The organism is Coraliomargarita parva, from assembly GCF_027257905.1.
Lineage (GTDB): Bacteria > Verrucomicrobiota > Verrucomicrobiia > Opitutales > Coraliomargaritaceae > Coraliomargarita_A > Coraliomargarita_A parva.
Genome location: NZ_JAPZEI010000011.1, coordinates 112,215 through 135,379, shown reverse-complemented (window position 1 = coordinate 135,379; position 23,165 = coordinate 112,215). Strand labels below are relative to the sequence as shown.

Annotated in this window: 17 protein-coding genes and 1 tRNA gene; 14 read left to right on the top strand and 4 right to left on the bottom strand. The window is 57.9% G+C overall.

Going from position 1 to position 23,165, the window contains the following annotated elements; genetic code table 11:
- Positions 1-3 precede the first annotated feature (3 nt).
- Positions 4-1,125: a HupE/UreJ family protein gene (locus tag O2597_RS15825; protein ID WP_269526412.1), complete on the bottom strand. Its 1,122-nt coding sequence runs from the start codon at positions 1,123-1,125 to the stop codon at positions 4-6.
- A 760-nt stretch (positions 1,126-1,885) separates the two neighbouring features.
- On the opposite strand from O2597_RS15825, the gene O2597_RS15820 reads away from it, so the two are divergent.
- The 6 genes from O2597_RS15820 (at position 1,886) to O2597_RS15795 (ending at position 9,220) form a co-directional block, all read left to right on the top strand.
- Complete coding sequence (locus O2597_RS15820; protein ID WP_269526411.1) at positions 1,886-2,863, top strand: aspartate carbamoyltransferase catalytic subunit; 978 nt, start codon at positions 1,886-1,888, stop codon at positions 2,861-2,863.
- Positions 2,864-2,871: 8 nt separating this feature from the next.
- Positions 2,872-4,167 (top strand): dihydroorotase, encoded by a 1,296-nt coding sequence (locus O2597_RS15815; RefSeq protein ID WP_269526410.1) that lies wholly within the window; start codon positions 2,872-2,874, stop codon positions 4,165-4,167.
- 5 nt (positions 4,168-4,172) lie between these two features.
- Positions 4,173-5,057, top strand: a complete 885-nt coding sequence (locus O2597_RS15810; RefSeq protein WP_269526409.1) for a CPBP family intramembrane glutamic endopeptidase — start codon at positions 4,173-4,175, stop codon at positions 5,055-5,057.
- Positions 5,058-5,143: 86 nt separating this feature from the next.
- Complete coding sequence (locus tag O2597_RS15805; protein ID WP_269526408.1) at positions 5,144-5,953, top strand: DUF4339 domain-containing protein; 810 nt, start codon at positions 5,144-5,146, stop codon at positions 5,951-5,953.
- Positions 5,954-6,005: 52 nt separating this feature from the next.
- Positions 6,006-7,439 (top strand): YihY/virulence factor BrkB family protein, encoded by a 1,434-nt coding sequence (locus O2597_RS15800; protein ID WP_269526405.1) that lies wholly within the window; start codon positions 6,006-6,008, stop codon positions 7,437-7,439.
- 89 nt (positions 7,440-7,528) lie between these two features.
- Complete coding sequence (locus O2597_RS15795) at positions 7,529-9,220, top strand: SurA N-terminal domain-containing protein (RefSeq protein ID WP_269526404.1); 1,692 nt, start codon at positions 7,529-7,531, stop codon at positions 9,218-9,220.
- Between the two features lie 503 nt (positions 9,221-9,723).
- Here the strand turns inward: O2597_RS15795 and O2597_RS15790 are convergent.
- Complete coding sequence (locus tag O2597_RS15790; protein ID WP_269526403.1) at positions 9,724-11,382, bottom strand: DNA repair protein RecN; 1,659 nt, start codon at positions 11,380-11,382, stop codon at positions 9,724-9,726.
- Between the two features lie 10 nt (positions 11,383-11,392).
- The gene (locus tag O2597_RS15785; RefSeq protein ID WP_269526402.1) at positions 11,393-11,956 is read right to left on the bottom strand and encodes a YIP1 family protein; all 564 of its coding nucleotides are present in this window, start codon (positions 11,954-11,956) and stop codon (positions 11,393-11,395) included.
- Positions 11,957-12,073: 117 nt separating this feature from the next.
- Here O2597_RS15785 and O2597_RS15780 point away from each other — a divergent pair, with 117 nt between their 5' ends.
- The 7 genes from O2597_RS15780 to O2597_RS15750 all read left to right on the top strand — a co-directional run bounded on the left by O2597_RS15780 (position 12,074) and on the right by O2597_RS15750 (position 21,371).
- Positions 12,074-14,020 (top strand): ABC-F family ATP-binding cassette domain-containing protein, encoded by a 1,947-nt coding sequence (locus tag O2597_RS15780; protein ID WP_269526401.1) that lies wholly within the window; start codon positions 12,074-12,076, stop codon positions 14,018-14,020.
- Between the two features lie 133 nt (positions 14,021-14,153).
- Positions 14,154-17,171, top strand: a complete 3,018-nt coding sequence (locus O2597_RS15775; protein WP_269526400.1) for a tetratricopeptide repeat protein — start codon at positions 14,154-14,156, stop codon at positions 17,169-17,171.
- A complete protein-coding gene (locus tag O2597_RS15770; protein WP_269526399.1) occupies positions 17,168-18,298 on the top strand; it encodes a tetratricopeptide repeat protein in 1,131 nt (376 codons plus the stop codon). The genes O2597_RS15775 and O2597_RS15770 overlap by 4 nt, the downstream gene beginning before the upstream one ends.
- A 33-nt stretch (positions 18,299-18,331) precedes the next feature.
- A complete protein-coding gene (locus O2597_RS15765; RefSeq protein WP_269526397.1) occupies positions 18,332-19,129 on the top strand; it encodes a MotA/TolQ/ExbB proton channel family protein in 798 nt (265 codons plus the stop codon).
- A 20-nt stretch (positions 19,130-19,149) separates the two neighbouring features.
- Positions 19,150-19,554, top strand: coding sequence for an ExbD/TolR family protein (locus O2597_RS15760; RefSeq protein WP_269526396.1), 405 nt, complete (start codon positions 19,150-19,152; stop codon positions 19,552-19,554).
- A gap of 2 nt (positions 19,555-19,556) precedes the next feature.
- Positions 19,557-19,994, top strand: coding sequence for an ExbD/TolR family protein (locus O2597_RS15755; RefSeq protein WP_269526394.1), 438 nt, complete (start codon positions 19,557-19,559; stop codon positions 19,992-19,994).
- Between the two features lie 3 nt (positions 19,995-19,997).
- On the top strand, positions 19,998-21,371 hold the full coding sequence (locus O2597_RS15750) for a hypothetical protein (RefSeq protein ID WP_269526393.1): 1,374 nt from the start codon (positions 19,998-20,000) through the stop codon (positions 21,369-21,371).
- A 203-nt stretch (positions 21,372-21,574) separates the two neighbouring features.
- Here the strand turns inward: O2597_RS15750 and O2597_RS15745 are convergent.
- Positions 21,575-21,649: transfer RNA gene (locus tag O2597_RS15745), tRNA-Arg, on the bottom strand.
- Between the two features lie 180 nt (positions 21,650-21,829).
- On the opposite strand from O2597_RS15745, the gene O2597_RS15740 reads away from it, so the two are divergent.
- Positions 21,830-23,152, top strand: a complete 1,323-nt coding sequence (locus O2597_RS15740) for a porin family protein (RefSeq protein WP_269526392.1) — start codon at positions 21,830-21,832, stop codon at positions 23,150-23,152.
- Positions 23,153-23,165 lie beyond the last annotated feature (13 nt).

Genomic DNA, 23,165 nt, shown 5'->3' with positions numbered 1-23,165 from the left:
AATTTAGAAACCGGCGTAGTGGACGACTCGCTCGACCAGCCAATAGAGCCCGATCGCGGCAATGATGCCCCCGGCCGGCCAAACCACGGCCTTGCGGTACCAGGGCTTTTTCCAGAACCAGCCCACGCAGAGGAAGGCCACGCCGAGCACGAAGAGCTGCCCGAAATCGACCCCGAAATTGAACCCCAGCAGCGCGACCAGGAATTCCTCCCTTGGCAAGCCGACCTCGCCAAGGACACCGGCAAACCCGAGGCCGTGAATCAGGCCGAAACCAAAGACCACAGCATAGCGCCGCCAGCCCAGCTTCGGAAAGAAGACATCCTCCAGCGCGACAAAGGCGATGGTGGCGGCGATGGCCGGCTCCACAAACCAGGCCGGCAAGGAAATGACACCGTAGGCGGACAGGCCCAGCGTGGTGGTGTGTGCCACGGTGAAGACAGAGGTTTGAGCCACCAGTGGTTTCCAACGGCGCTCCATCAAAAAGACTCCGAGAATAAAGAGTATGTGGTCCATCCCCTTGGGGAAGATGTGATGAAAACCCAGCACGATATAGCGCCAGAAAGTCAGGGCCGCTTCCACCACCGCAGCCTCCCCTTCCGTCATGTCAACCGAAGGCACCTCTGCCGTGGTGCCGACTCCACCGCCATCGGCCGGAGCGGCCGGCTGCGCCATGGCCAGGTATTTGGCGAGATTGAAACGCTGACTGGGCTGGTTGGCCAGTTCCACCCAACGTGTCATGCTGCGATTGGCGGCCGGTACCTGGAAAGTGGTGGCAATCGGATACTCGATCGCCAGCGAAGGATCCAGCTGCAGCCAAAAGGGCCCGCTTGTGTTTTCAAAAGTCCCGCGGATGAGCATGCGCGTCATTTGCGGCACGTTGACCCGGCCAAATTCGTCCTCCGGCGCCTCCGGCAAGGTAAAGCTAAGCAGCTCACCCTGCACCGCTTCGTCACCGCTACGCGGCTGCATGCCTGCCCAAAAGGCCTTGAAGATACGGGCCATGGCCTCCGACTGCGTCTTGGACGACTCCTGCGTCAATGCGTAGTAGGCGGGTCCACCGTCGAGGTAGCGGGTCAGATCGGTATCCATCTCGATTTCAACCACGCCCGGTTCCTCGAAAACCATTTGAATAATGGTCGGATTCCAAGTGTGGGCCGAAAGGGACGAAACGACGGTCGCACCGTATATCAGACAAGCAAGGCGTATAAACTTTAGCATGGATGAAAGCACTGGGGAGCTCTTAGCAAATACGGTGCCTCAAGCATGTCGAGAGCGTCCAAAACAATCACAAAGTAAGTATTTACTTACTTTATAGCCTATTTGAACTGCGATTCAAGCGCTCTAAAAATGGGTTCATGGTTATTTACCGGGGAACGGCTGCATAAACAGTGATCCTTGATGATTCAAAGGATTTACGTGAAGTCTCATACACTCCATTTTATTTTTCACAACCGCTCCGCTAGAGAGCCCTGTCGGGCGAGGTTGGGGAGAGGAGCTATCCGGTGGCATGACTTTGTTCTCCTCCCCTGCCTCCCTACCTCTTGCGAAGCGGTTGTAAAATTAAGATTCTCTTCATTCCAGTATTCGACGATGCTTTCCCCGGTAAATGGCGAAGAACCTAAAAATGGCGCAAACATCGCCGAAACCGCCACAATCGGGTCCGCCGACGTTTTCAAGACGGCCTGGATCGGGAGCACACGACAATCCGCGCGTTGGGCGCTTTCCTCACGCCGACATTGGCGCGCTAGCGCCTAGCCTGCCCGCTCCTGCGGTCTTTAATTGACTGCGCTCGCACACGGATGCGCGTTCGGCTCGAATTTCTCGTTGCGCTTTGTGGTCAGGGCTCCACATTTCCGATTCCGGCGCCGGTTGAAAGTCGCGGCGCATGACGACACGAGACATCATGAGCCTAAGCTGGAACCGTAAAGACCTGATCGGCATCGAGCCCCTCTCCCGGGGCGAGATTGAAACGATATTCACCGCCGCACGCGCCTTCAAACAGGCAATGGAAGCGGACGACAAGAAGCAGCCCTACCTGAACGGCCGCACCGTGGTGAACCTGTTCCTCGAGCCCAGCACCCGCACCCGTCTGGCCTTCGAGGTGGCCGCCAGCCGGCTGAGTGCCGACACCATCACGGTGACCGGCGATGCCAGCAGCCTGACCAAAGGCGAAACCTTGCGGGATACGGCCCGGAATATGGAGGCCTTGAAGGCCGACATCATCATCATGCGTCATTCGGCCTCCGGAGCCCCGAACTATCTCAGCAAGGTGGTCGACATCCCGGTGGTCAATGCCGGCGACGGCTCCCACTCTCACCCGACCCAGGCATTGCTGGACTCTTTCACCCTGCTTGAAAAGCTCGGCACGCTGGACGGGAAAAAGATCACAATCCTGGGGGACATTCTCTTCAGCCGGGTGGCACGGTCGAACATCATCTGCCTGCAGAAGCTAGGCGCCGAAGTGACCATCGCCGGCCCCAGCACACTGGTCCCCACTGGCTTCAGCGCGATGGGTGCCAAGGTCTGCCACAATCTCCAGGAGGCCCTGGAAGACGCCGATGCGGTCATGCTCCTGCGCATCCAGCACGAGCGACAGACCTCCACCCATTTCCCATCGATCGGCGAATATACCGCCAGCTTCGGCCTGAATAAGGAACGTGTGCAATGGCTGAAACCGGAAGCCATTATCATGCACCCCGGCCCGATCAACCGCGGCGTGGAAATCGACTCGGAAGTGGCCGACTCGGACCGCTCTGTCATCCTGCAGCAAGTCACCAACGGGATCGTGGTGCGCATGGCGGCCCTTCACCTCTGCAATTGCGCCTTCCGCAAGCTGCCGATCGAACTCCCGGAAACCAACTAACTTTCAAAATGAGTGACATACTTTGGATCAGTGGCGGGCGTGTAATCGACCCGGCAAACGGGCGGGATGGCATCGGCGACGTATTTGCCGTGAATGGCAAGATCGTGGACAAGCTGAGCGACACGCAAAAAGCGGAAGCGCGCAAGGTGGATGCCTCCGGACTCGTGGTAGCCCCCGGACTCGTTGACATTCACGTCCACTTCCGCGATCCCGGCCAAACGCACAAGGAAGACATCAAGACCGGTTCCCGGGCCGCCGCAGCCGGCGGGTTCACCACCGTGGTCTGCATGCCGAACACCAGCCCGGTCTGTGACAATGCAGGAACGATCCTCCGCATCGTCGACAAGGCGAAGCAGCAGTCCGTCATCCGCATCTACCCGACCGGCTGCCTGACCCTCGGCATGGAGGGCGAGAAACTGGCCCCGACCGGACAACTCAAGAGTGCCGGTGTTGTCGCCGTGACCGACGACGGCAAGTGCGTGCAGCGCAATGAAATCATGCGCCGTGCGGTGGAATACGCCAAGATGTTCGACCTGCCGGTCATGGATCACTGCCAGGATGCCAGCCTGACCGCCGGTGCGGTCATGAACGAGGGCGACTGGTCGCTCAAGCTCGGCCTGCGCGGCTGGCCCCGTGAAGCGGAAGACATCATCGTCGCCCGCAACGTCATCCTGGCGGAGCTCACCGGTGCCCATATCCATATGCAGCACGTGAGCTCGGCCCGCTCCGTCGGCATTCTGCGCCGAGCGATCCGCCACGGGATCCCGGTCAGCGGCGAAGCCAGCCCGCACCATATCGAATTCACCGATGCCTGCCTGGAAGACTACGACACGGGCTTTAAGATGAACCCGCCGCTGCGTACCGATGAGGACCGCGAAGCCCTGATCCAAGGACTCTGCGACGGCACGCTGTGCTGCATTGCCACCGACCACGCGCCCCACTCGCCCACCGAAAAGGACTGCGAGTTCGACTATGCGCCCTTCGGGATCATCGGCTTGGAAAACTCGCTCGCCAGCAGTCTGGGCACACTCTACCACAGCGGCCGGCTCTCCCTCAGCGAGGTGATCGCCCTGATGACCCACAAGGGTGCCGAAATCTGCAAACTCGAGGCCGGCACCCTCAGCACCGGCGCCAACGCCGACATCTGCATCTTTGACCCGGACGAAGCGTGGACCGTCAATCCGGACGCTTTCTTCAGCAAATCCCGCAATTGCCCATGGAACGGCCGTCAACTCAAAGGCAAGGTCAAGTCAACCATCGTCGGCGGCAAAGAAGTCTATGACGGTGCCAGCATAGTGGCGTAGCCGAAATGGAAGCCACACAGATGCCAGACTTGCCGCTGATCCTAGCGACCGTCCTGATTCTTGCCACCCTGGGTGGCAGTGCGGTGCTCTGGATGATGCGGATAATGAAGCCGAAGCATCAGATCATTCCGGATCCGGGGATCCACGCATGGTCCATTGGCTGGGTGAATTTCCTGATCTTCATCTGTGCGCTCATCTTCGGCATTACATTCACGCAAGTCGCCGGCAGTATCGTGTTCAGGGAACAGATCAAGGCTGCGGACGGCGAACTGACCCCCTGGCTGGGCGTTCTCGCCGTGCTCTTGCTCCAAGCACCGATGTTCGCCGTCTACATCCTGCTGCGGCGCTTTGCCCCCGGCCAGTTTGCCGACCGGTTGAACAAGAATGAGATTAGCCTCTGGCAGGCAGCCTGCATCGCGGTACCGGCCTTCATCCGGGGCTTACCCATTATCTGGTTGTGCTCGATGCCATGGAGCTACCTGCTGGAAATCTTCCAGCAAGCGGGCTGGATCAAGGAACCGGAACCCCAGGCATTGGTCACCCTGCTGGCGTCCGGCGGCAACCCCTTCGCCATCCTTCTACTCGTGTTCTGCGCCGTCATCGTGGCCCCGGTTGTCGAGGAAACCGTCTTCCGCGGGTGCATTTACCGTTTTTTCAAAAGCCAGACGACCCTCATTCCGGCCCAGGTCATCAGCGCGGTCATCTTCTCCTGCCTACACCTCAACCTGCTCTCGTTTTTCCCCCTCGTCATCGTGGGATTCCTTTTATCTAGGGCCTATGAGGCCGGTGGCAACCTGAAGACATCGATCATCTTCCATGCATGCTTCAATAGTTTCACGCTCGTTATCCTGTACCTGACCAGCATATCGGAGGTCATTCCGAAGCTCTAGATCGGCTGTAGCTTTTCGCTTGCTGGAATCGCTCTAAACTGGCAGCAATAAAGGACTTTCCACTAACCTCATAAGCGAGACGAAATATGTCCGACTATTATATTCGCACACCGGAAGATAACGAATCACGAGGCCCCTTTGATGTGACCAAGCTTCGCACGCTTGCTGAAGCCGGACAGCTTTCGGAAAACACACTTTACTACGACGAGGACAAAGAGGAGTGGATTCCCATCGCCCTGAACGAAGCGCTACGCCTTGAAATCTTCCCCGTTCGTGAAAAACTGAAGCTTTCCCTGAAGGAACGGGAAGCCTCGCAAAACACCTCCGAGCGTGACGGTGAAAACACGGTCGAAGTGGAAGACCTGCTGGAAGCCGCCGACGGCAACACCGAGCAAAAGCGGCATCTCAAGAAGAAGGAGAAGAGCTACCAGCGTGCCGCGGCCCTCTCCAGCTCGGGCCTGGGCCTGATGGTCCTCTTTTCCGCGGTGTCCCTAATCATGCCGCATTTCGCGATGGTGAGCCAGGCCATCGAGGAGGAAGCCTACGCCACGGTGGTCAATTATCCCTTCCTGATGTTGGGCTTCTTCGACTTCCTGATGGCCATCTTCCTGTTCCTGGCGGTCACCGAGGTCTATCCCCTCCTGCGGGGGCGTGCCATGCTCACCCTCGGATTCGGTGTCTATGTCGGCTGGGCACTGGGCGACCCCCTGCTCATGATCGCCTCCGGCGGTGCCGGTGCCGGTATTTTCCTCGCAACCATCTCCCGTGGGCTACCCAGCATGCTCATCGCGCTGATTCTCGGACTGGGAGGCAATGGCTTCCTCGCCTATCTGGCCTTGCAGGACCGATTCAAAGACTTCTTCGAAGTGGTCGCCTTCGAGCTGATCACCAAATAGTCCGGACTTGCGGGAGGCCCGGACCGGCGACAGGATCCAGGCTTCCAAGAACATGAATTCAAAAGTCAGCCACTACGTACAGCAGACCGAACGACTGCTATCCCGCGACATTTGGGAACTGGAACACCTGGGGCGCAAGACTGCCCGGGCCCGGCTCTACATGTTGCTGCGGGTACTCACCCTGACCTGGCAAGGATTACGACGTAACAACATTCCTGTACAAGCAGCGGCACTCACTTTCTATTCCCTGATCGGGATCGGGCCGCTCATTGCCTTGGGCATCATGATCTCGGGCTTCATCATCGACCAAAGCCCGAAGGATGCAAGCGGCATGGCACGGGAAAACCTGGCGATCGAAGCCTTGACCAATGCCATCGCCTTTGCCGCCCCCCAACTGGAGCTGGCCACGGAAAGCAGCGACAGCCCCACCGCGGGCTCCGAACTGGGAGAGGAGATGAAGCAACTGATCAACGGCTTCATCGCCAAGGCGCAATCCGGAACCGTCGGGGTGCTCGGCACCCTCATGCTCTGCGTGATCGGGATCCAAGTACTCACTTCAATCGAGAAATCCTTTAACACCCTCTGGGGCGCGGAGCGAGGACGCAAGCTGGGCGAGCGAGTGGTGACCTACTGGACCTTCATGAGTCTGGGCGCGGTCCTCGGTGCCGCCGCATTGACCCTGAACGTCCTGCCCAAAGTCGAAGCCTTCATGGGCAAACTGCCCCTCGGCACACTCTTCACTTCGCTCATCCAGATCTGTTCGCCCATCATCGCCTTTATCATACTGACCACCCTGCTGGCAGTCTTCTTCCGCTTCATCCCCAATACCCCGGTCCAGTGGAAACCGGCCTTCATCGGAGCGACTCTGGTGGTGGTCCTGCTCCACCTCTACAACTTGCTCTCCTTTCTTTACGTGCAACGTGTGGTCGACACCCGAAGCCTCTACGGTTCGGTCGGGATCATCATCGTGCTCATGCTCGGACTGTTTACCTTCTGGTTGCTCATCCTGCTCGGAGGCCAAGTCACCTATGCCGTACAAAATGCGGATTTCCTGACAAACGAAAATGCCTGGCAGCGCATCAGCGAGCGCAGCAAGGAAGTGGTATCACTGGGCGTCCTACTCTGCGTGGCCCAACGCTTCCAACACGGCCTGCCGCCCATACGCTCCAGCGAACTGCATCAGAAGCTCCGGGTCCCCAGCCATATCCTGAATACCTGTGTCACACGTCTTTGTAGCTTGGGCTACCTCTATCCGGTCGAGGGGAACACCGCGGAAGAGGAACGGGACCGCGCCTACCAAGCCGGCAAGCCGGTCGATTCGATCACACTCGGCCGCTTCAAAAACGACTTCGAGTCCTACGGCAATAACGAGGGGGTCGACCTGGTGGCCGAAACCTCCCCGGCCATCCGGAGTTATCTGGAGGACATCGTCAGCCTGAAAGACTGCGGTGCCGCCGAAACCAAGATCAGCGACTTGGTGAAATAGTGGCACAAGCCGCCGGTGCTGGCACAACCAATAGGTTGACAGGTGCAGCACCGGGCCTAGCCTCACGCGCTTTGCTTTTATAATTACACATGATCTCCTGGATTCAAAAACACCTCATACGCCACGGTCGCTGGATATTTCTCTGCCTCCTCGGTATCGTCATTGTCGCCTTTGTTTTCACGATCGGCAACACCCCCGGCTGCACCACCAACCGCAGCGCCTACCGCGAGCAGAAGTTCTATGAGTACGACTTGAACTCCCAACGTGACATGCAGCTGCTCAGCCAAAAGGCCTCCATGAGCCAATTGCTGCGCACCGGGCGTCCCGTACAAAACGAACAGCAGTTCCAGAACGAGCTCATGAGCCGCATTGCCCTGCTGCATCTGGCAGATGAAATCGGGATACCGGCACCGAGCCAGGCGGAACTGACCGAATTCATCAAGACACGCCGCGCCTTTGCCGGCCCGGACGGCACCTTCAGCGCCGATGCCTACACCAGCTTCGTGGATAGCATGGAGTCGAACCCGCGGGTGCAAAGCAACCTGATCGTCGCCGTGCTCGAAGAAGACTATCGTCTCGAAATGCTCGGAGAGACCCTGGCGGGCCCCGGCTACATGTTGCCTTCGGAAACCATGGCACAGGCACAACGCGAAAACACCAGCTACACCCTCGCATCCGCCTCGCTCAGCTATGCCGAGTTCAAGCCCGAAATCGAGCCGGCCGAGGAAGACCTGAAAAGCTTCTACGAGGAAAACAAGCTTCGCTATCAAATTCCGGAACGCATCCAGGCCAGCTATGTCGTCTTCCCCACCAGCGATTACATGGACGAGGTCGAGGCACCAACCGAAAGCCAGCTGCGCGAACACTTCATGGAAAACAGAGCTCGCTTGGTGGATGCGTACAAGGCCGCCCAAAAGGCCGCTCCGACCGAACAACTGGCCGCCGAGGCCAAGGATGCGGAAGCAGACGAAGCAGAGGTCGGTTTCGAAGACGTGAAGGCCTCCGTCTTGTCCGACTGGATCCTGGAACGTGCGGGCCGGCAAGCGAACCACGCAGCCGACAGCTTCGCCTACACCCTCTTCGATCAAGGCATCCAGCGCAACTCAGCCGCATTCAACAAGCTCTTGAACGACAGCGGGCTCAGCCTGAAACCGATCCAGCCTTACACGGAAAGCGGCATCCGGCAGCGTCGCATCTCGAGCGCTATGCTGGAATCCGCCTTTGACCTGAATAACGACCGCTACTACTCGGACGCCTACGCGCTCGACGACGGCGGATACGGGGTTCTCATCTATGAAGGACGCATCGATCCGGAAATTCCCGCCTACGAAGCCGTGGCCACGGAGGTACAACGTGACTATCTGGTCGAGATGAAGCGTGAACTCTTCAACGAGAAAGGCGTAAGCCTGAAAGCCGAACTCGAGGCCAAGCTGACCGAGGGCGCGGACTTTGTGGAAACCGCCAAGTCTCTCGGACTGGAAGCACAAAGCTACGAAACCTTCAAGGGCAGCGATGCCCCCCGCGAACTGAGCCCCTCCTTGATCCAGGCCTCACGCGGCATGGCCGGCGGGGAGTTGTCTGCCATGATCACCAGCGGCGGCCAGGGCAGCTTCGTCTATGTCATCGCCAAGGAAGTTCCGGAAATGGGCGCCGTCGAGGAAGATGACACCACCCAAAACTTCCTCAAGCGCTACAACGCGATGATCAGTTCCAGCTCCTTGATGAACGAATTGATCACCAACGGTCTGCCGGAGCCCGAAACAAGCGCGGATTCCGAGTAGGATCGCTGCACCATTCCCTTTCAGAAGCCGGCCGTCCATGGCCGGCTTTTTTGTGCGCATCCCCCAATAACCGCGCAAGAGCGTGTGAGGATACAACATGTCGCGCCCCACTAATACCTCTTCTCATAATTCTTGCGCATATGGCAGAGGGGGACTGCAAAGCGACGAAAGGCACAACCTTAAGGGAGGGCGATTGTCCCCAATCGCCGCGATTCGACAGACCGAGCCCAGATTAACACGACCTGTTTCCGCGGCGCGACGATCTTGTCGAGACTTCGCATCACGAAGTAGCACGGCGACTGGGGAGCCCTCCCGACCTCAAGTCATGCAAGCGACTGCAAACGACCTATCTCCTCTCAAATCCCCCTTAAGGTAGTGCCATTCCTGCAAAGCGGCCTGTCCTGAGCGTTGTCGAAGAGTGGAGGGGCCAAAGCATGTTTTCCTCGCTAAGCATTGGGTAGGCAGACCCTCTTCATCCTAACGATTCCGATCAACCTTGACCGTCAGGCCAGCAGTTCTCGGGCGTGTGCCAAAGCCGAGGCGGAATTCCGGTCGCCCAGCATACGGGCCAGTTCTTCAAGCCGGGCCTCGCGGCTACCGTGGATGGGTGCAATGCTGACCGAAGTGCTGTCCTCGTCTTGGGATTTCGTGACCACAAAATGGTTGCGGGCCAGCGACGCCACTTGCGGCAAGTGGGTCACACACAAAACCTGATGTTCGTCCGCCAGCCGGGACAATTCGGCGCCGACAGCCCGGCCGACTTCGCCCCCCACGTTCGCGTCCACCTCATCAAAGACCAACAAAGGCGTCGCATCGGCTTCAGCCAAGACGGTCTTCAGGGCAAGCATGACGCGCGCGGTCTCTCCGCTGGAAGCGATCTTGTTCAGGGGTAAGAGTTCCTGCCCGGCATTGGCGGCAAAGAGGAAACAGCAACGACTGTCGCCGCTCTCGGAGAGCTCTTTCTCTTCGGTCAACGCGATCTGCAGCCGTGCCTTCTTGAAACCAAGCGCCTGGAGCAAAGCGCCCGCCTTGTCCCCCAGCTGGCCGGAAGCCTTCTCGCGCGCCTTCCGGAGCACCGACGCCTGCTTGCGCAAGGCCTTTTCCAGCTTGGCGGCCTGCACATGGCGCTTTTCCAGCTCGCCTTCCAAATCGCCCTGTATCTCGATTTTACGGGCCAATTCCTCGCGGCGGGCGAGAACCGAACTCACACTGCCACCGTATTTGCGGCGCAGTTCCTGCCAGAGGTTCATCCGTTCGGTCGCAGCTTCGATCGCTTCGGCATCAAAATCATAGTCGCCGGCCAAGCGGCCCAATTCATCCCCCAGGTCCTGCAGTTCGATCTGCAAACTGCGGGCACGCTCCAGCAGGGGCTCCGAGGCGGCATCCAGCTCAGCCAGGGTTTCCATCCGGGCGACCAGATGGCTGATCTGCAAATCCAAGCCCTCATCCCCACCGATGCCTTCGGCACAGGCGGAAGCGATCCCCACCAGTTCCTGCGCACTCGCCATTCGGCTGTAGTCCCGCTCCAGTTCCTCGATCGATTCCTCGCTGACCTCCACCGCATCGATCTTGGCGATCTGCTTGCGAATGAAATCGACCTCGTCCGCATCCAGACGCTCGCCCTGCTCGATCCCGGTAATTTCATCAAGCAGCGCCCGCCAGACATGATATTGCTGACGGTAAGCCTCCAGTTCCGCGGCATTGCCCGCGTAAATGTCGAGCATCTCCAACTGACGCCGCTCCTGAAACAGTTTCTGCGGCTCCCCCGGACCATGAAAATCGATCCAGGACTCCCCCAGCCCCTGAAGTTGGGCCAGTGTCGCCATGCTCCCGTTAATCTGGATGCGGGGCATCTTGCTGCGTGCGACCGAGCGTTGCAGCAAAAGCACGCCGTCCTCACAGGCCGGCAGCCCCAGCGCCTCAAGCTCACGGTCGATCACGTCACTGTCCGGAAACCACAGGGCCGCCTCGACTTCCAACAGTTCCTGCCCCTGCCGGATCATGGTCTTATCGGTGCGTGCCCCGGAAAGCAGGCTCAGCGCACCGAGCAGGACACTCTTGCCCGCCCCCGTCTCACCGGTGACCGCGGTAAATCCGGGTGCCAGTTCGAGCGTGACTTCATCCAGAAGAGCGAGGTTCTTGATCTTGATGTATTGCAGCATCGCGGGAGGATCAGGTAGCGGGACCGAAAATCAGTTGGGCCACCAGCGTGAGCGGAAAAATACTGACCAGCGTGGCGACCACGAGGCAAAAGAATGTTTTCAGGACCGTCAGGCGCAAGGCCGAGGACAAACCGAGTAACAGGATCACGTAGCCGTAGACCAGACCCACCATAAACAGGGGATAATAGGTTTGCGCCGCCGCGGCATCCCCCACGCGGACAAGAAGCAGAGGCAGCAAACCGAAAAGCAGGGTCCAGGGTAACAAGCCGAGCCCCAGAGCAAGACGTACTTCCCACTGCTCGGCATGGCCGCCGAACCAGCGGGCAAAATTGCGCAGCAGCCAGGCGAAAAAATACAGCCCGGCCAAACCGACAACCGCGCCCGCCACCAGCAAGAGTACCGGATTACCACCTCCTGAAAACAGCACCGCACGCAGGCTTTGCACCACGCCAAAGAGCACCGCGATGGAAACCGCCAAGCCATGCCCTGCTTTCCGCTCCAGCAGTCCCTGCACCGTACGGCGGGGTTGGTAGAGGATGGCAAGCGGATGGTTCCGGGCAACAGAGCGGGTCATGCCCAGCAAGCGAACACACTGAGCCCCGACAATCAAGACTTGCCTGCAGCAAAGCCGCTCTCCCTTGAATTTTTCTTTGCCAGACGCCCCGCACCCAGACATCGCTTCATCCCTTGTATGCTCACCGTCTCGAAACTCAGCAAAGCCTTCGGCCCGAAAGTGCTGTTCTCCGACCTCTCCTTCCGACTCAACAAGGGTGAGCGGGTCGGGCTGGTCGGCCCCAATGGCGCAGGCAAGACCACCTTGTTCTCCATCCTGCTGGGGCAAGCCGAATCCGACAGCGGACTGGTCGAATTTGAACGCGGGGTGCGCATCGGCTACCTGCCCCAGGAAAGCGCTCCCGCCGGAGAGGAAACCGTGCTGGAACTGGCGGCTGCAGTGACTCCGGAACTGGAACAGGTGTACGCAACTTTTCGCCAGCACCCCGCCGCCGAGGCTCCCGAACGCCTCTCCGCTCAAGAACGCTTTGTCGAACTTGAAGGCTATGTGCTCGAAGCCAAAGCCAAGCGTATCCTCGCCGGACTGGCTTTCCGGCACGAGGACTTCGAGATGCCGGCACGCACGCTCAGCGGCGGTTGGATCATGCGGGCCCACCTCGCACGCCTGCTCGTGATGGAACCGGAACTCCTCATGCTCGACGAGCCCACCAACCATTTGGACCTCGAGACACTGGGCTGGTTTCAAAGCCAGCTGAAGGCCTACTCCGGCGCCATCCTCACCATTTCCCACGACCGCGAGTTCCTCAACGCCGTCTGCAACGATATCTCGGAAATCCGGCATCAGCGCCTGCACCGCTACACCGGAAACTTTGACGACTACCTCCGTCAAAAGGCTGAACGCGAGATCCAGCACAAAGCAGCCTACGAGAACCAACAGCGCGAGATTGCACAACTGGAGGATTTTATCCGCCGTTTCCGGGCCAAGGCCTCCAAAGCCGCCCAAGCACAGGCCAGAATGAAGCAACTTGAGAAAATGGAACGGATTGCACCACCGGAATCCGAGGCGCCGGTCATCCATTTCAAGTTTCCCCAACCGGAACGTAGCGGCCAGCGCGTGGCCACCCTCGAGCAAGTCAAACAATCCTACGGGGACCATCTCGTCTATGAAGGCCTCAACCTGCAGGTTGAAAAGGGAGAACGCGTCGTCCTCGTCGGTCCCAATGGCGCGGGCAAATCCACCCTACTGAAGATCCTCGCCAACCAGGTCCCGATCAACGCAGGCACACGCGAACTCGGCCATAACGTAAGCGTCGGGTATTTCTCACAGCAGCGGGTCGAGGTGCTGGATCTGGAACGCACCGTCCTCGACGAAGCGCTCCAGCAAACCGCACCGGGCTGCAGCGACCAGGATGTCCGTAATATCCTCGGCGCCTTCCTCTTCCGCGGAGATGATGTCTTCAAGAAGGTCAAGGTCCTCAGTGGAGGCGAAAAAAGCCGGCTGGCACTGGTCAAGCTGCTCCTTGCCCCGCCCAACCTGCTCCTGCTCGACGAGCCGACAACCCACTTGGACATGTCGAGTATCGACGCCCTTGTCGCCGCACTCAGGGACTACAGCGGCACCCTGGTCTTTGTCAGCCACGATGTACACTTCATCCGGGCGCTGTCCGAGCAGACGATTCAAATCCAAGCCGGCTGCGTGACCGCCTATGCGGGCAATTACGATTATTATCTGCGAAAATCAGGCGCCGAATCCGAGCAAAGCGGGTTGGTCGCCGGTTTGAAAAACGCACGGCCGGACGGCAGCCCTGCCGCCGAAGGCACCGCCCATCAGGCACTCAGCGCCAAGGAACGGCGGCGGAGGGATGCCGAGGCGCGGAAGGAAAGCGCCAAGGAACGGCGTATTCTGGAAAAACGGGTCAATGAACTGGAAACCGAAATTCTGGCCCTGGAGGAAGAGCAAACCCGGATTTCGGGCCAACTTGAAGACCCCGAAAGCTATTCGGATGCGGAAAAAGCAAAGACCCTCAACCTGCAGGCCGCACGCGTCGCCAAACGTCTGGAAGAGAAGAATTACGAGTGGGAACTGGCCGCCGAGGCACTCAGCGAATTCAATACAGAGTCCTAATAACCCTCTGTAATTGCCCTGAAAACCTGTTAAAACCTTTAATTTGGGGCTCTCCGGCCTCGATTTACGCTTTACAAGGGGGGACGGAACCGGAACCTTTGGCCCCTTGCAAACATAACATACCTTTACAGTAATGTTCCCCCCGAAGTCCCCTAAAAAAGCATTTTTGATTGCCTTGGCTGCCGGAGCCAGCCTCGTCGGTGCACATGCCCAGGATGCAAGTCAACTGGCCTTTAGCACCTTGCAGGCACAAGCCAACGAACTGGTGGAATCCGGCCAGCTGGAACAAGCCATGCCGCTCCTGAAGGAACTGGTCTCCCGTGTGGAAGCCGCTCCAGATACGGAAATCAAGCTCGACGGCCCAATCTTCTTCATCGGCACCGGCTACATTCAGCGCTATATCAGCTCCGGACAACAGGCAGAGCTGAAGGAAGCCCTGGTCTGGTACGACAAACTGGAAAGCGACTACCCGGAATCGCGCTTCATGAAAGAAGCCGTACTCAAGCGGGTCGATATCTACCGCGCTCTGCAACAGAATGAGGACGCGGTCGAGTTGATGAAAAAAATCCTGGGAGGCAGCTACAACTTCATCCTCAGCTATGCAGAGGAAAACAAGCTGCTCAAAGACCTCACCCAAATTCACTACTACACCAACAAGCTGGAAGAAGGCCTCCCCATTTTCCAAAAGCTCCTGCAGATTTCCAAGGAACCCGATGATGTCGCCCTGGCCGCCGCAGCTTGCTTCGAAGCCTATGTCAAATCGAAGGATTTGGACAAGGCCATCGAACTGCTGCCCATCCTCGCACGGGAGTCCGAAGTCCGTTACCAACCTCGCCTGAACGTCGCCCTGCTGCTGGCCAGCGACACCATGGTCAACAACATGCGCTACAATGATGCGGCGCTGCTCCTCAACCTGATCAACACCACCGATGTGATGATTGAGTATAATGAGAAGAAGCTGGCCACAAAGACGACGCAGTTGGAACGCCTTCAAGCCCTCGGCGGCAACCAGGACAGCATCGACCGCCTGACCCAAGAGATCAAGATCACCACCAACATGCTGGAGCAGCTCAAGACACTGCCCAGCCTGCGCAACGAACTCCTCGTCCGCCGGGCCCGGAACTACACCAGCACCGAGCGTCCCTATGAAGCATTTTGGATGTTCTACGATCTCATGGCGGAGAACCCGGATCATGAACAAATCCAGTTCTACATGTATGCGACCTTCTCCAATGCGATGAAGATCCACAAGGATGCGACCATGATCCAGATCGCCGAGGCCTACCGCGCGCGCTTCCCCAAGGGCGACTACTATTCCGACATTTCCGCCGCCTACATCGGTAAGCTACTGGAAGTGGGCCGGGGTGAGGACTTCCTCGATACGATCGTCGATTTCCTCACGACACGCCCGATGGACCCCTACTCGAACAGCCTGCTCGCGCAATGGGGCAACCACCTGCTCTCGAAGGGGGAAATCGATACCCTGCTGGCACAGACCGAAATCTGGAAAAACATCCACGACCGCCCCGTCTTCGAAGACGGCCTCTTCTACTGGAGCGGCTTGGCCCAGCTGATGAAGAACCAGTACCCGGAAGCGCTTTCCAACTTCGAATCCGTCCTGAGCAAGTATCCCACCAGCTTGTACGCGGAAGACAGCCAGTTGCGCAAAGGCGCCTGCCTCTACTACTCGCAGGATTTCGCCGGCTCCCGCAATGCCCTCAACACTTACATCAAAAAATACCCGCAGGGCAACTCACTGGACCAGGCCTACTATTTCCTGGGTGAAATCGACTTCCTTGAAGGCCTACTCATCGATGCCATCAGCCACTTCCAAACGGCCGACCGCATTACCGAGCTGCAGGATATCCACAATGCCGTCGCCTTCCGCATCGGAACCATCTACGAGGGGATGGGTGAGTACGAGAAGATGGCCAACCACTTCATCGACTACATCAACACCTACGGCGACAATGGCAGGCTGACCGATGCCGTCTTTGAACTCGGCCGGGCCTATGAGTCCCTGCTCATGCCGGTCAGGATGCTGGCACTCTACCAGGACAACATCGAAAAGTATGCCACCGCAATCGACAACCAGGGGGTCGATGCATTGATCGAAGGCTACGCCGAAAAATACGTAAAGAACAAGGCGATGCTGGAAGAAACGGTCGCCTTCCTCAAGCAACTCGAGAGCGACCTGGAATTCCGCGAAAAGATCGTAACCGACCGCGGTTTCCTCTTCGAGTTCTTCTACCTGAATACGAAGGTGGACCAGTCCCTCTACAATCGCCTGCGTGAACATCCGAACTTCGGGCCCAACCTGATGGACGGCTTGGCCCCCATCGCCGACATTACCTCCGAGTACGGTGAACAGCTTGCCCAATACCCGGTCGAAAGCCCGGAGGACTTTTTCCGACGCCTCCTCGCCAAGTACAAGGCAGAGAAGAGCCGCATCGCGGAAGCGCGCATGCTGATGGGCCTGTACCGGATCGGCATCGAAGACTTCCCCTCCATGCCCTATGATGCGGATTTCCTTACGGTATCCACGCCGCGGGTACTCTTGTATGTCGCCGACTATGAGCGCGACAAGCGTCTGGACTTCGCGGTTGAAGCCTGGAACCAGGTACTGACCAATTACCCGCAGGATGACGCCGCGATCGTCGCCTATATGCGCCTCGCCGATGTCAGCGAGCAACGCGGCGACCTCTCAACCGCGATCAACTATCTGGACCAGATCCGCTCGCTCTTCCCCGGTTCGCCGAAGATCCCCGCAGTCATCCTGCGCGAAGGCGAGCTCTACAGCAAGCAAGGCAACGGAGACAAGGCGCGGGAGCAGTACCAATACATCCTGCGTGTCCCGGATTGGCGCGGCATTCTCCACGCCCGGGCCCTTTTCCAGACCGGCGAATCCTTCATGACCGAAGGCGAGCATGCCAAGGCGCACGGGTTCTTCGAACGTACCTTCCTCGGCTACTCCCACTTCGGCGAATGGGCTGCCAAGGCCTACCTGGCCGATGCGGAGGCCCTGCTCGCGATGGGTTCGCGCGAGGATGCCATTTCCACCCTGAAGGAAGCCGAGGAAAAACTGAAGGATTCCGCCCCGCTGGAACTCTACGAACGTATTCGCGCCCAACTGAAGGAGCTACAACCATGAGCCGCGCCCCATATCTCAGCCCTAAAACCGCCCGACGACTGAAGCGGGCCCTCATCACTGCACTGTTCCCGATCATTGCCAGCTTTGCACTGGCAGAAAACAGCTACTGGACGGAGTTCGGCAGGCAACCCGTCTACATCCAGCAGAACAATTTCGGCAACGTCCAGACCCTGAAATTCACCAAGTTCAAGGACGGCATGCTGATCGCCGAACTCGACGGCGGCGTCGGTGAAATCTCCCTGCCGGTTTCCGAGTCCATGGCTCAGAGCCTGACCCTGCAGCTCGAGAATATCCAGCAGGCCCGAGAGATGATGGCCAACCAGAACTATGTCGGCGCGCTCGCCATCCTGCGCCCACAGGCCTATCCGCTGATTAAGTTCCACCAGGTACCGGACACCTTTACCCAGCTGCACGTCCCAGTCCAGATGTTGATCGAATCGCTCATTCTCTCCGGAGAATTGGACGAAGCACTGGATATACTGCAACGTATCCAACTCGATACCGTCAGCCCCCGCTACAGCCAATATGGAATCCGGCTGTTGAACCTCTACATGGACCAGGGAGACATCGACCATGCGGTCGAGATCTGCCGCATGCTGCCGGTCAAGGGACAATATGCGGTCAATATTTCGCCGATCATCGACGCGGCGGACAAGCTGCGAGCCGCAGGGCGCTACGCAGCGGTGATCCCCATCTACCGCGAAGTCGAAACCTTCGTCGAAGGGGAAGCGCTCGACAACATCCGCATGTGGCTGGCCTACTCGCTGGTGCTCAACAACCAACTCGAAGAGGGCAATACAATCTTTGACAAGCTTGAGGAACCGGACCCGAAGGAGCGCCTCTTCTCGCTCTACAAGCTCCTGCAGGGCTCGCGTGAGTATCGCAAGGCCGAATACGGCAAGGCCCTGGACAACCTCACACGTGGCTTCGTCCGCGCCCGTACCTCCTACGTCTGGGTGCCGGAGATGCTCTACCTGATCGGCGACTGTTATGCACGGGACCTGAAACCGGTCTCCGCCCGCAACGTCTGGACTGAGATCACCATCCTTTACCCGGACTCTCCCTGGGCCGCACGCGCCTCGTCCTCATTGGAGAAACTGTCCACGCCCGAGACTTCAACCAACTAACTTCCACCCATTGAACACATACTTTATAAAGCTATGAATACAACAACCTCCCGTATCCTTCGCACATTCTTTGTGATTGCCCTGATCGCCGGTGCATCGCAGTGGATGTTGACCCAAAGCCTGCAGGCTCAAACTGAAGACGAAGCCGCCCAAACCGAAGTCGCAACTGACGAAGCTGCAGCAGCACCAAAGGGCGGAGACAAGTCACTCATCGACATGTTCAAGGCAGGTGGCTGGGCCATGTATCCGCTCGGTTTACTCTCGATCTCCGGCTTCGGTCTGATCGTCTACAACTTCATGGCCGTCAAGCCCGGTCCGATCCTCAAGACCAATGCCACCGTCGAAATCGACAAGGCCCTGGAACAAGCCGACATCGACAGCGCAAAGAATATCTGCGAGCAGAACCCCGGACCGGCCACCAACATCATCCATGCCGGCCTGGTACGTGTCGACATTCGCGATTACGACCCGGAACAAGTGAAGGAAGCCATTGAAGAAGCATCTGCAGAAGAACTGTCCGGTCCCTTCGTGCTGATCAATTACCTGTCCGTCGTCGCATCCCTCTCTCCTATGGTCGGGCTGCTCGGAACCGTTTCCGGTATGGTCAAGGCCTTCAACGTCATCGAAGCGGAAGGTGCGGGTAGCGCCCAAGCCCTGGCCGGTAACATTTCCGAGGCCCTGATCACCACCGCATCGGGGATGATCATCGGTATTCCCGCCATGTTCTTCTTTTTCTTCTTCAAGAACAAGTACGGTAAGATCACCTCACGCGTCGGCCGCGTCGTCGGCGACCTGCAGTTCACTCTGAACAAAGCCATCAAGAACCGTTAATCGCCACAAGGAATCATCCAATGAAAGCGTGGCAACCAGATGACGTCGACCCGGAGTTCGAACTGACTCCGATGATTGACGTCGTGTTCCTGCTCATTGCGTTCTTCATGACCTTGATCAGTTTCATCAGTGCCGAGCTCATCAAGCTCGAACTGCCGGAAGCCGAACAAGCCACCATCCCAGAAGAACCCGGTGAGCGCCAATACATCTCGGTTGATATCAACGGTGAGGTTTATTTCGGCGCCAAGCCGACCACCTACGAGACACTGCCTGCAGCGCTGGTACAGATGCGCACGGAACAACCCGGCCTCAAGGTTTATCTCCGGGCCGATTCCGCAGTGCCCCACCGCTACGTCAACCGCGTCATGGAGGCCTGCGCCAAAGCAGGCATCTTCGACCTCATTTTCGCCTCAAATAAGGATTAACTATGGGCGCAGCAGTCAATAAAGTCCTGGAAACCGAGGAAAAAGTCGACATCACGCCGATGATCGACGTCGTCTTCCTGCTCCTGATTTACTTCATGTTCCTCCCTCTCCAACAGGAGGCGGACATCGGGATCAAGCTGCCGAGTTCCACACCTCCGACCGAGAATCTGGAACTCCCCAGCGAGCACATTGTCGAAGTCTTTCCCAATGGCTTAATTCTTCTCAACGGTGCACCCATGGATGGCTCCGACAGCCGGGTCATGCCCAAGCTGACCGAGACGCTCACCCGTCTCAAGCTGTCCTCAGACCGCGCGGGAATCGATACCGTCGTCAAGATCCAAGCCGATCCCGACTCCCCGCACCAACGCTCCGTCGACATACTCAACGCCTGTGCCAAGGCCAAGGTGAAGAAAGTCTCATTCGCCGCATACGGCTCTTAAATCATGATTACCGAGCAGAAAAAGCGTAAGATCAACCCCATGCTGATGAATGTCTTGCTCATCAGCGGCGGCCTTCACGTGCTGGTCGGCCTCCTGCTGGGAGGTCTCGTGGTCGTGAAGTACGTGATACCCGACGATGCGGAGTTCGAAGAACCACCTGCCGTGGAAGAAGTCGAACCGCCCAAGGAGGTGAAGGTCGAGATCAAACCCCAGCCGACACCGGATAACCAGCCGCTGAACAACCTGCGCATGAAGCAGGTCGGTAATATTGCGGTCAGCGCGGTGAATGTCGACCTGCCGAGTATGGATCAATCCTTTACCGTCAGTGCCGGCATCGGCAATTTCGGCGGTGCCGGACTCCTTTCCCGCTCCAGCGGCAGCATCGGCTTTGGTTCATCAATGGTGAACGTGATGGGCTTGAAGACCAAGTCCGAGCGTGTGTTGCTCGTGGTGGATGCAGGCAAGAACATGCTGATCGACCAGAAAGGCGGCCTCTACAGTTACCGTGTCATCAAGGATGAAGTGACTCACGTGGTGAGCAGCCTGAATGCCGGCACACTCTTCAACGTCTGCTTCTTCGACGATGGGCGCGTCAAGATGTTCAAACCACAACCCATCCCGACTGGAACGGAGGTCGTCAATGAACTCAGACAATGGATCGGCCCGATCAATGCCGATGCAAAAAAACTGGGGATATCCGGAGCGAAACGGCCCAAGCTTGAGACCTTGCCGGAGGATCCGGTCAACAAGCAACTGAGCAATCACCATTGGAATGGGACCAACGAAAAGCTGTTCCTTACGCAAGCCTTCCTGGAGCAAAATATCGACGCCGTTTTCATCATCACAAGTTCCTATTCCGGCTTTGGCAGAATCGTCCGCTCCTTCACCCCGGAGGAAAATGCCAAATGGAAGGAAAAGACTTCAGATCCGAAGTATCAGGAACAGTTGAAAGCCTATAAAGCGGAGTCCTCGGAAGTAAGTAAGAAAGTGAAAGCGGCACTCAGCGCGTACCAAGCCGAGCGTAAGAAAAATGGGCTGCCACCGCGAATCTTCGACCGGGAAAACTTGGAACACTTCTTCAAGATCAAACGCACAGTAGGCCACCCGGGCTACAAACCCGTAAAGTATATGGAGCAGCGGGATGTTGAAAAATACTTCAAGGAATTGATCAAGACGCTGTACGAGGAACGGAGCGGAAAGAACCCTTCGATCAATATCATCCTCTTCCTGGCCGGGGATGAAAACTTCTCCGAAGCACGCGAGGACAACCTCAAGGACTTTGTTCGCTTCTTTGACGGCAAATACCGAATCATCCGCGGCGAAAACGAAATCAAGAGTGCCGCAACGGCACCGCAAAGCGGCAAAAACAAAAAGTAGCCATTCCAGCGTAAAGTATTTCCCCAAAAGCGTGGTCATGACTGGCCACGCTTTTTTTTGCTCCCAGCCAAGGCAGCTCGAAATCACAATCGGCCGATCATCTGAAAAAGGAGGCAGGGCGTCCCGCCCTGCCATATCCGGGGCAGCCCCCCAAAAGAGACACAAAAAAGCCCCAAGCACTTCACCTCAAGCGACTTAGGGGCTGGTGCTCCCGCTGAGATTCGAACTCAGATTTGCGGCTTCGGAGACCACTGCTCTATCCATTGAACTACGGGAGCGTTCGCAAAGCGGCTTAGCATCCAAAGCCACTCTCGTTCGTCAACGCGAAAAGCAGGAATGTCATCTTCCCTCAGACGCTCCATTAAGCGCTAATGAGATCCAGTATCATAATTAAGTTGACATCGACCTCAGTTAATATTGAGACCCATTCTCTCTTCTCACACTCAACTGACAACCACATGAAAACACACCTGACCCTAATCTGCATGGCCGGCGCCAGCTTGCTCAGCTGGACGGGCGCCCAAGCCGCTGACACCGCCCTTCCCTCCCCGGAGGAGATGTGGCGTATCATCCAAGCACAACAAGAGCAAATCAACGAACTCAAGTCCTTGGTAGAGGCCAATCAGACCAGCCTGAGCACGGCGCAGGCTGAACTCGCAACCGCCAAGGCGGAAGCGGGCGAAGCCAAAGCCGAAGCAGCCAGCACCCGCAGCGAGTTGCAGCAGGCGAAGGCCCAACTGGACGCCACGACGCTGGCCGTCGAAGAAGCGGGCCAGGCCGGATTTGGCAGTTGGTCGGAAGACACCTCGCTTGGTGGCTATGGTGAGCTGCACGCGAACTTCCCGCAGGGAGGCGAGAACGAAATCGACTTCCACCGCTTCGTGCTCTTCTTCAACCACGACTTCAACGACTGGATCTCGCTCTTCAGCGAGTTTGAGCTGGAGCATTCCATTGCCGGCGAGGGCCAGAACGGCGAAGTCGAATTGGAGCAAGCCTTCATCCGGATGGACTGGACGGACAAGTTCTCCACCGATGCCGGTCTCTTCCTTATGCCGGTCGGCTTGCTCAATGAAATACACGAGCCCAACACCTTCTATGGCGTCGAGCGTAACCGCATCGAGTCGAACATTATTCCCAGCACATGGTGGGAAGGCGGAGTCAAAGGCAGCTACCGTTTCGCCAACGGCATCTCAGTCGACGGAGCCATCACTTCGGGGCTGGATGTCGCGGCCAGCGGCAGCAGCGCGTACCGGATCCGCAGTGGCCGCCAAAAGGTCTCCGGAGCCGTCAATGAAGAAGCCGCCTTTGCCGGCCGGATCAAGTACACCGGTATCGCCGGCTTGGAGATCGGAGGCTCGGTCTTCTATCAGGATGATCTGGCACAAACCGATCCGGCCGAATTCTCGGGGCTCTTGACGAGTCTGCATGCGGACTACCGCAAGGGCGGTTTCGGTTTCCGCGCACTCTACGCCCGCTGGGACCTGAGCGGCGATGTACCGAATGACGCGGAAGACCAGTACGGCTACTATATCGAGCCATCCTACCGCTGGGAACTCAGCGAGAAATACGGCGATCTGGGTGTCTATGCCCGCTACAGTGATTACGAATACTACCGGGGTAGCGGCCAGCGTGAGAACGAGATTATCGAGATCGGACTCAACTACTGGCCGACCGAAAACGTAGTCTTCAAATTGGACTACCAGGACTACGACAATGGCTCCAATGACGATGGAGATGATATAAGCGGTGCCTTTAATATGGGTATCGGCTACCAATTCTAAGCTGTTTTGAACA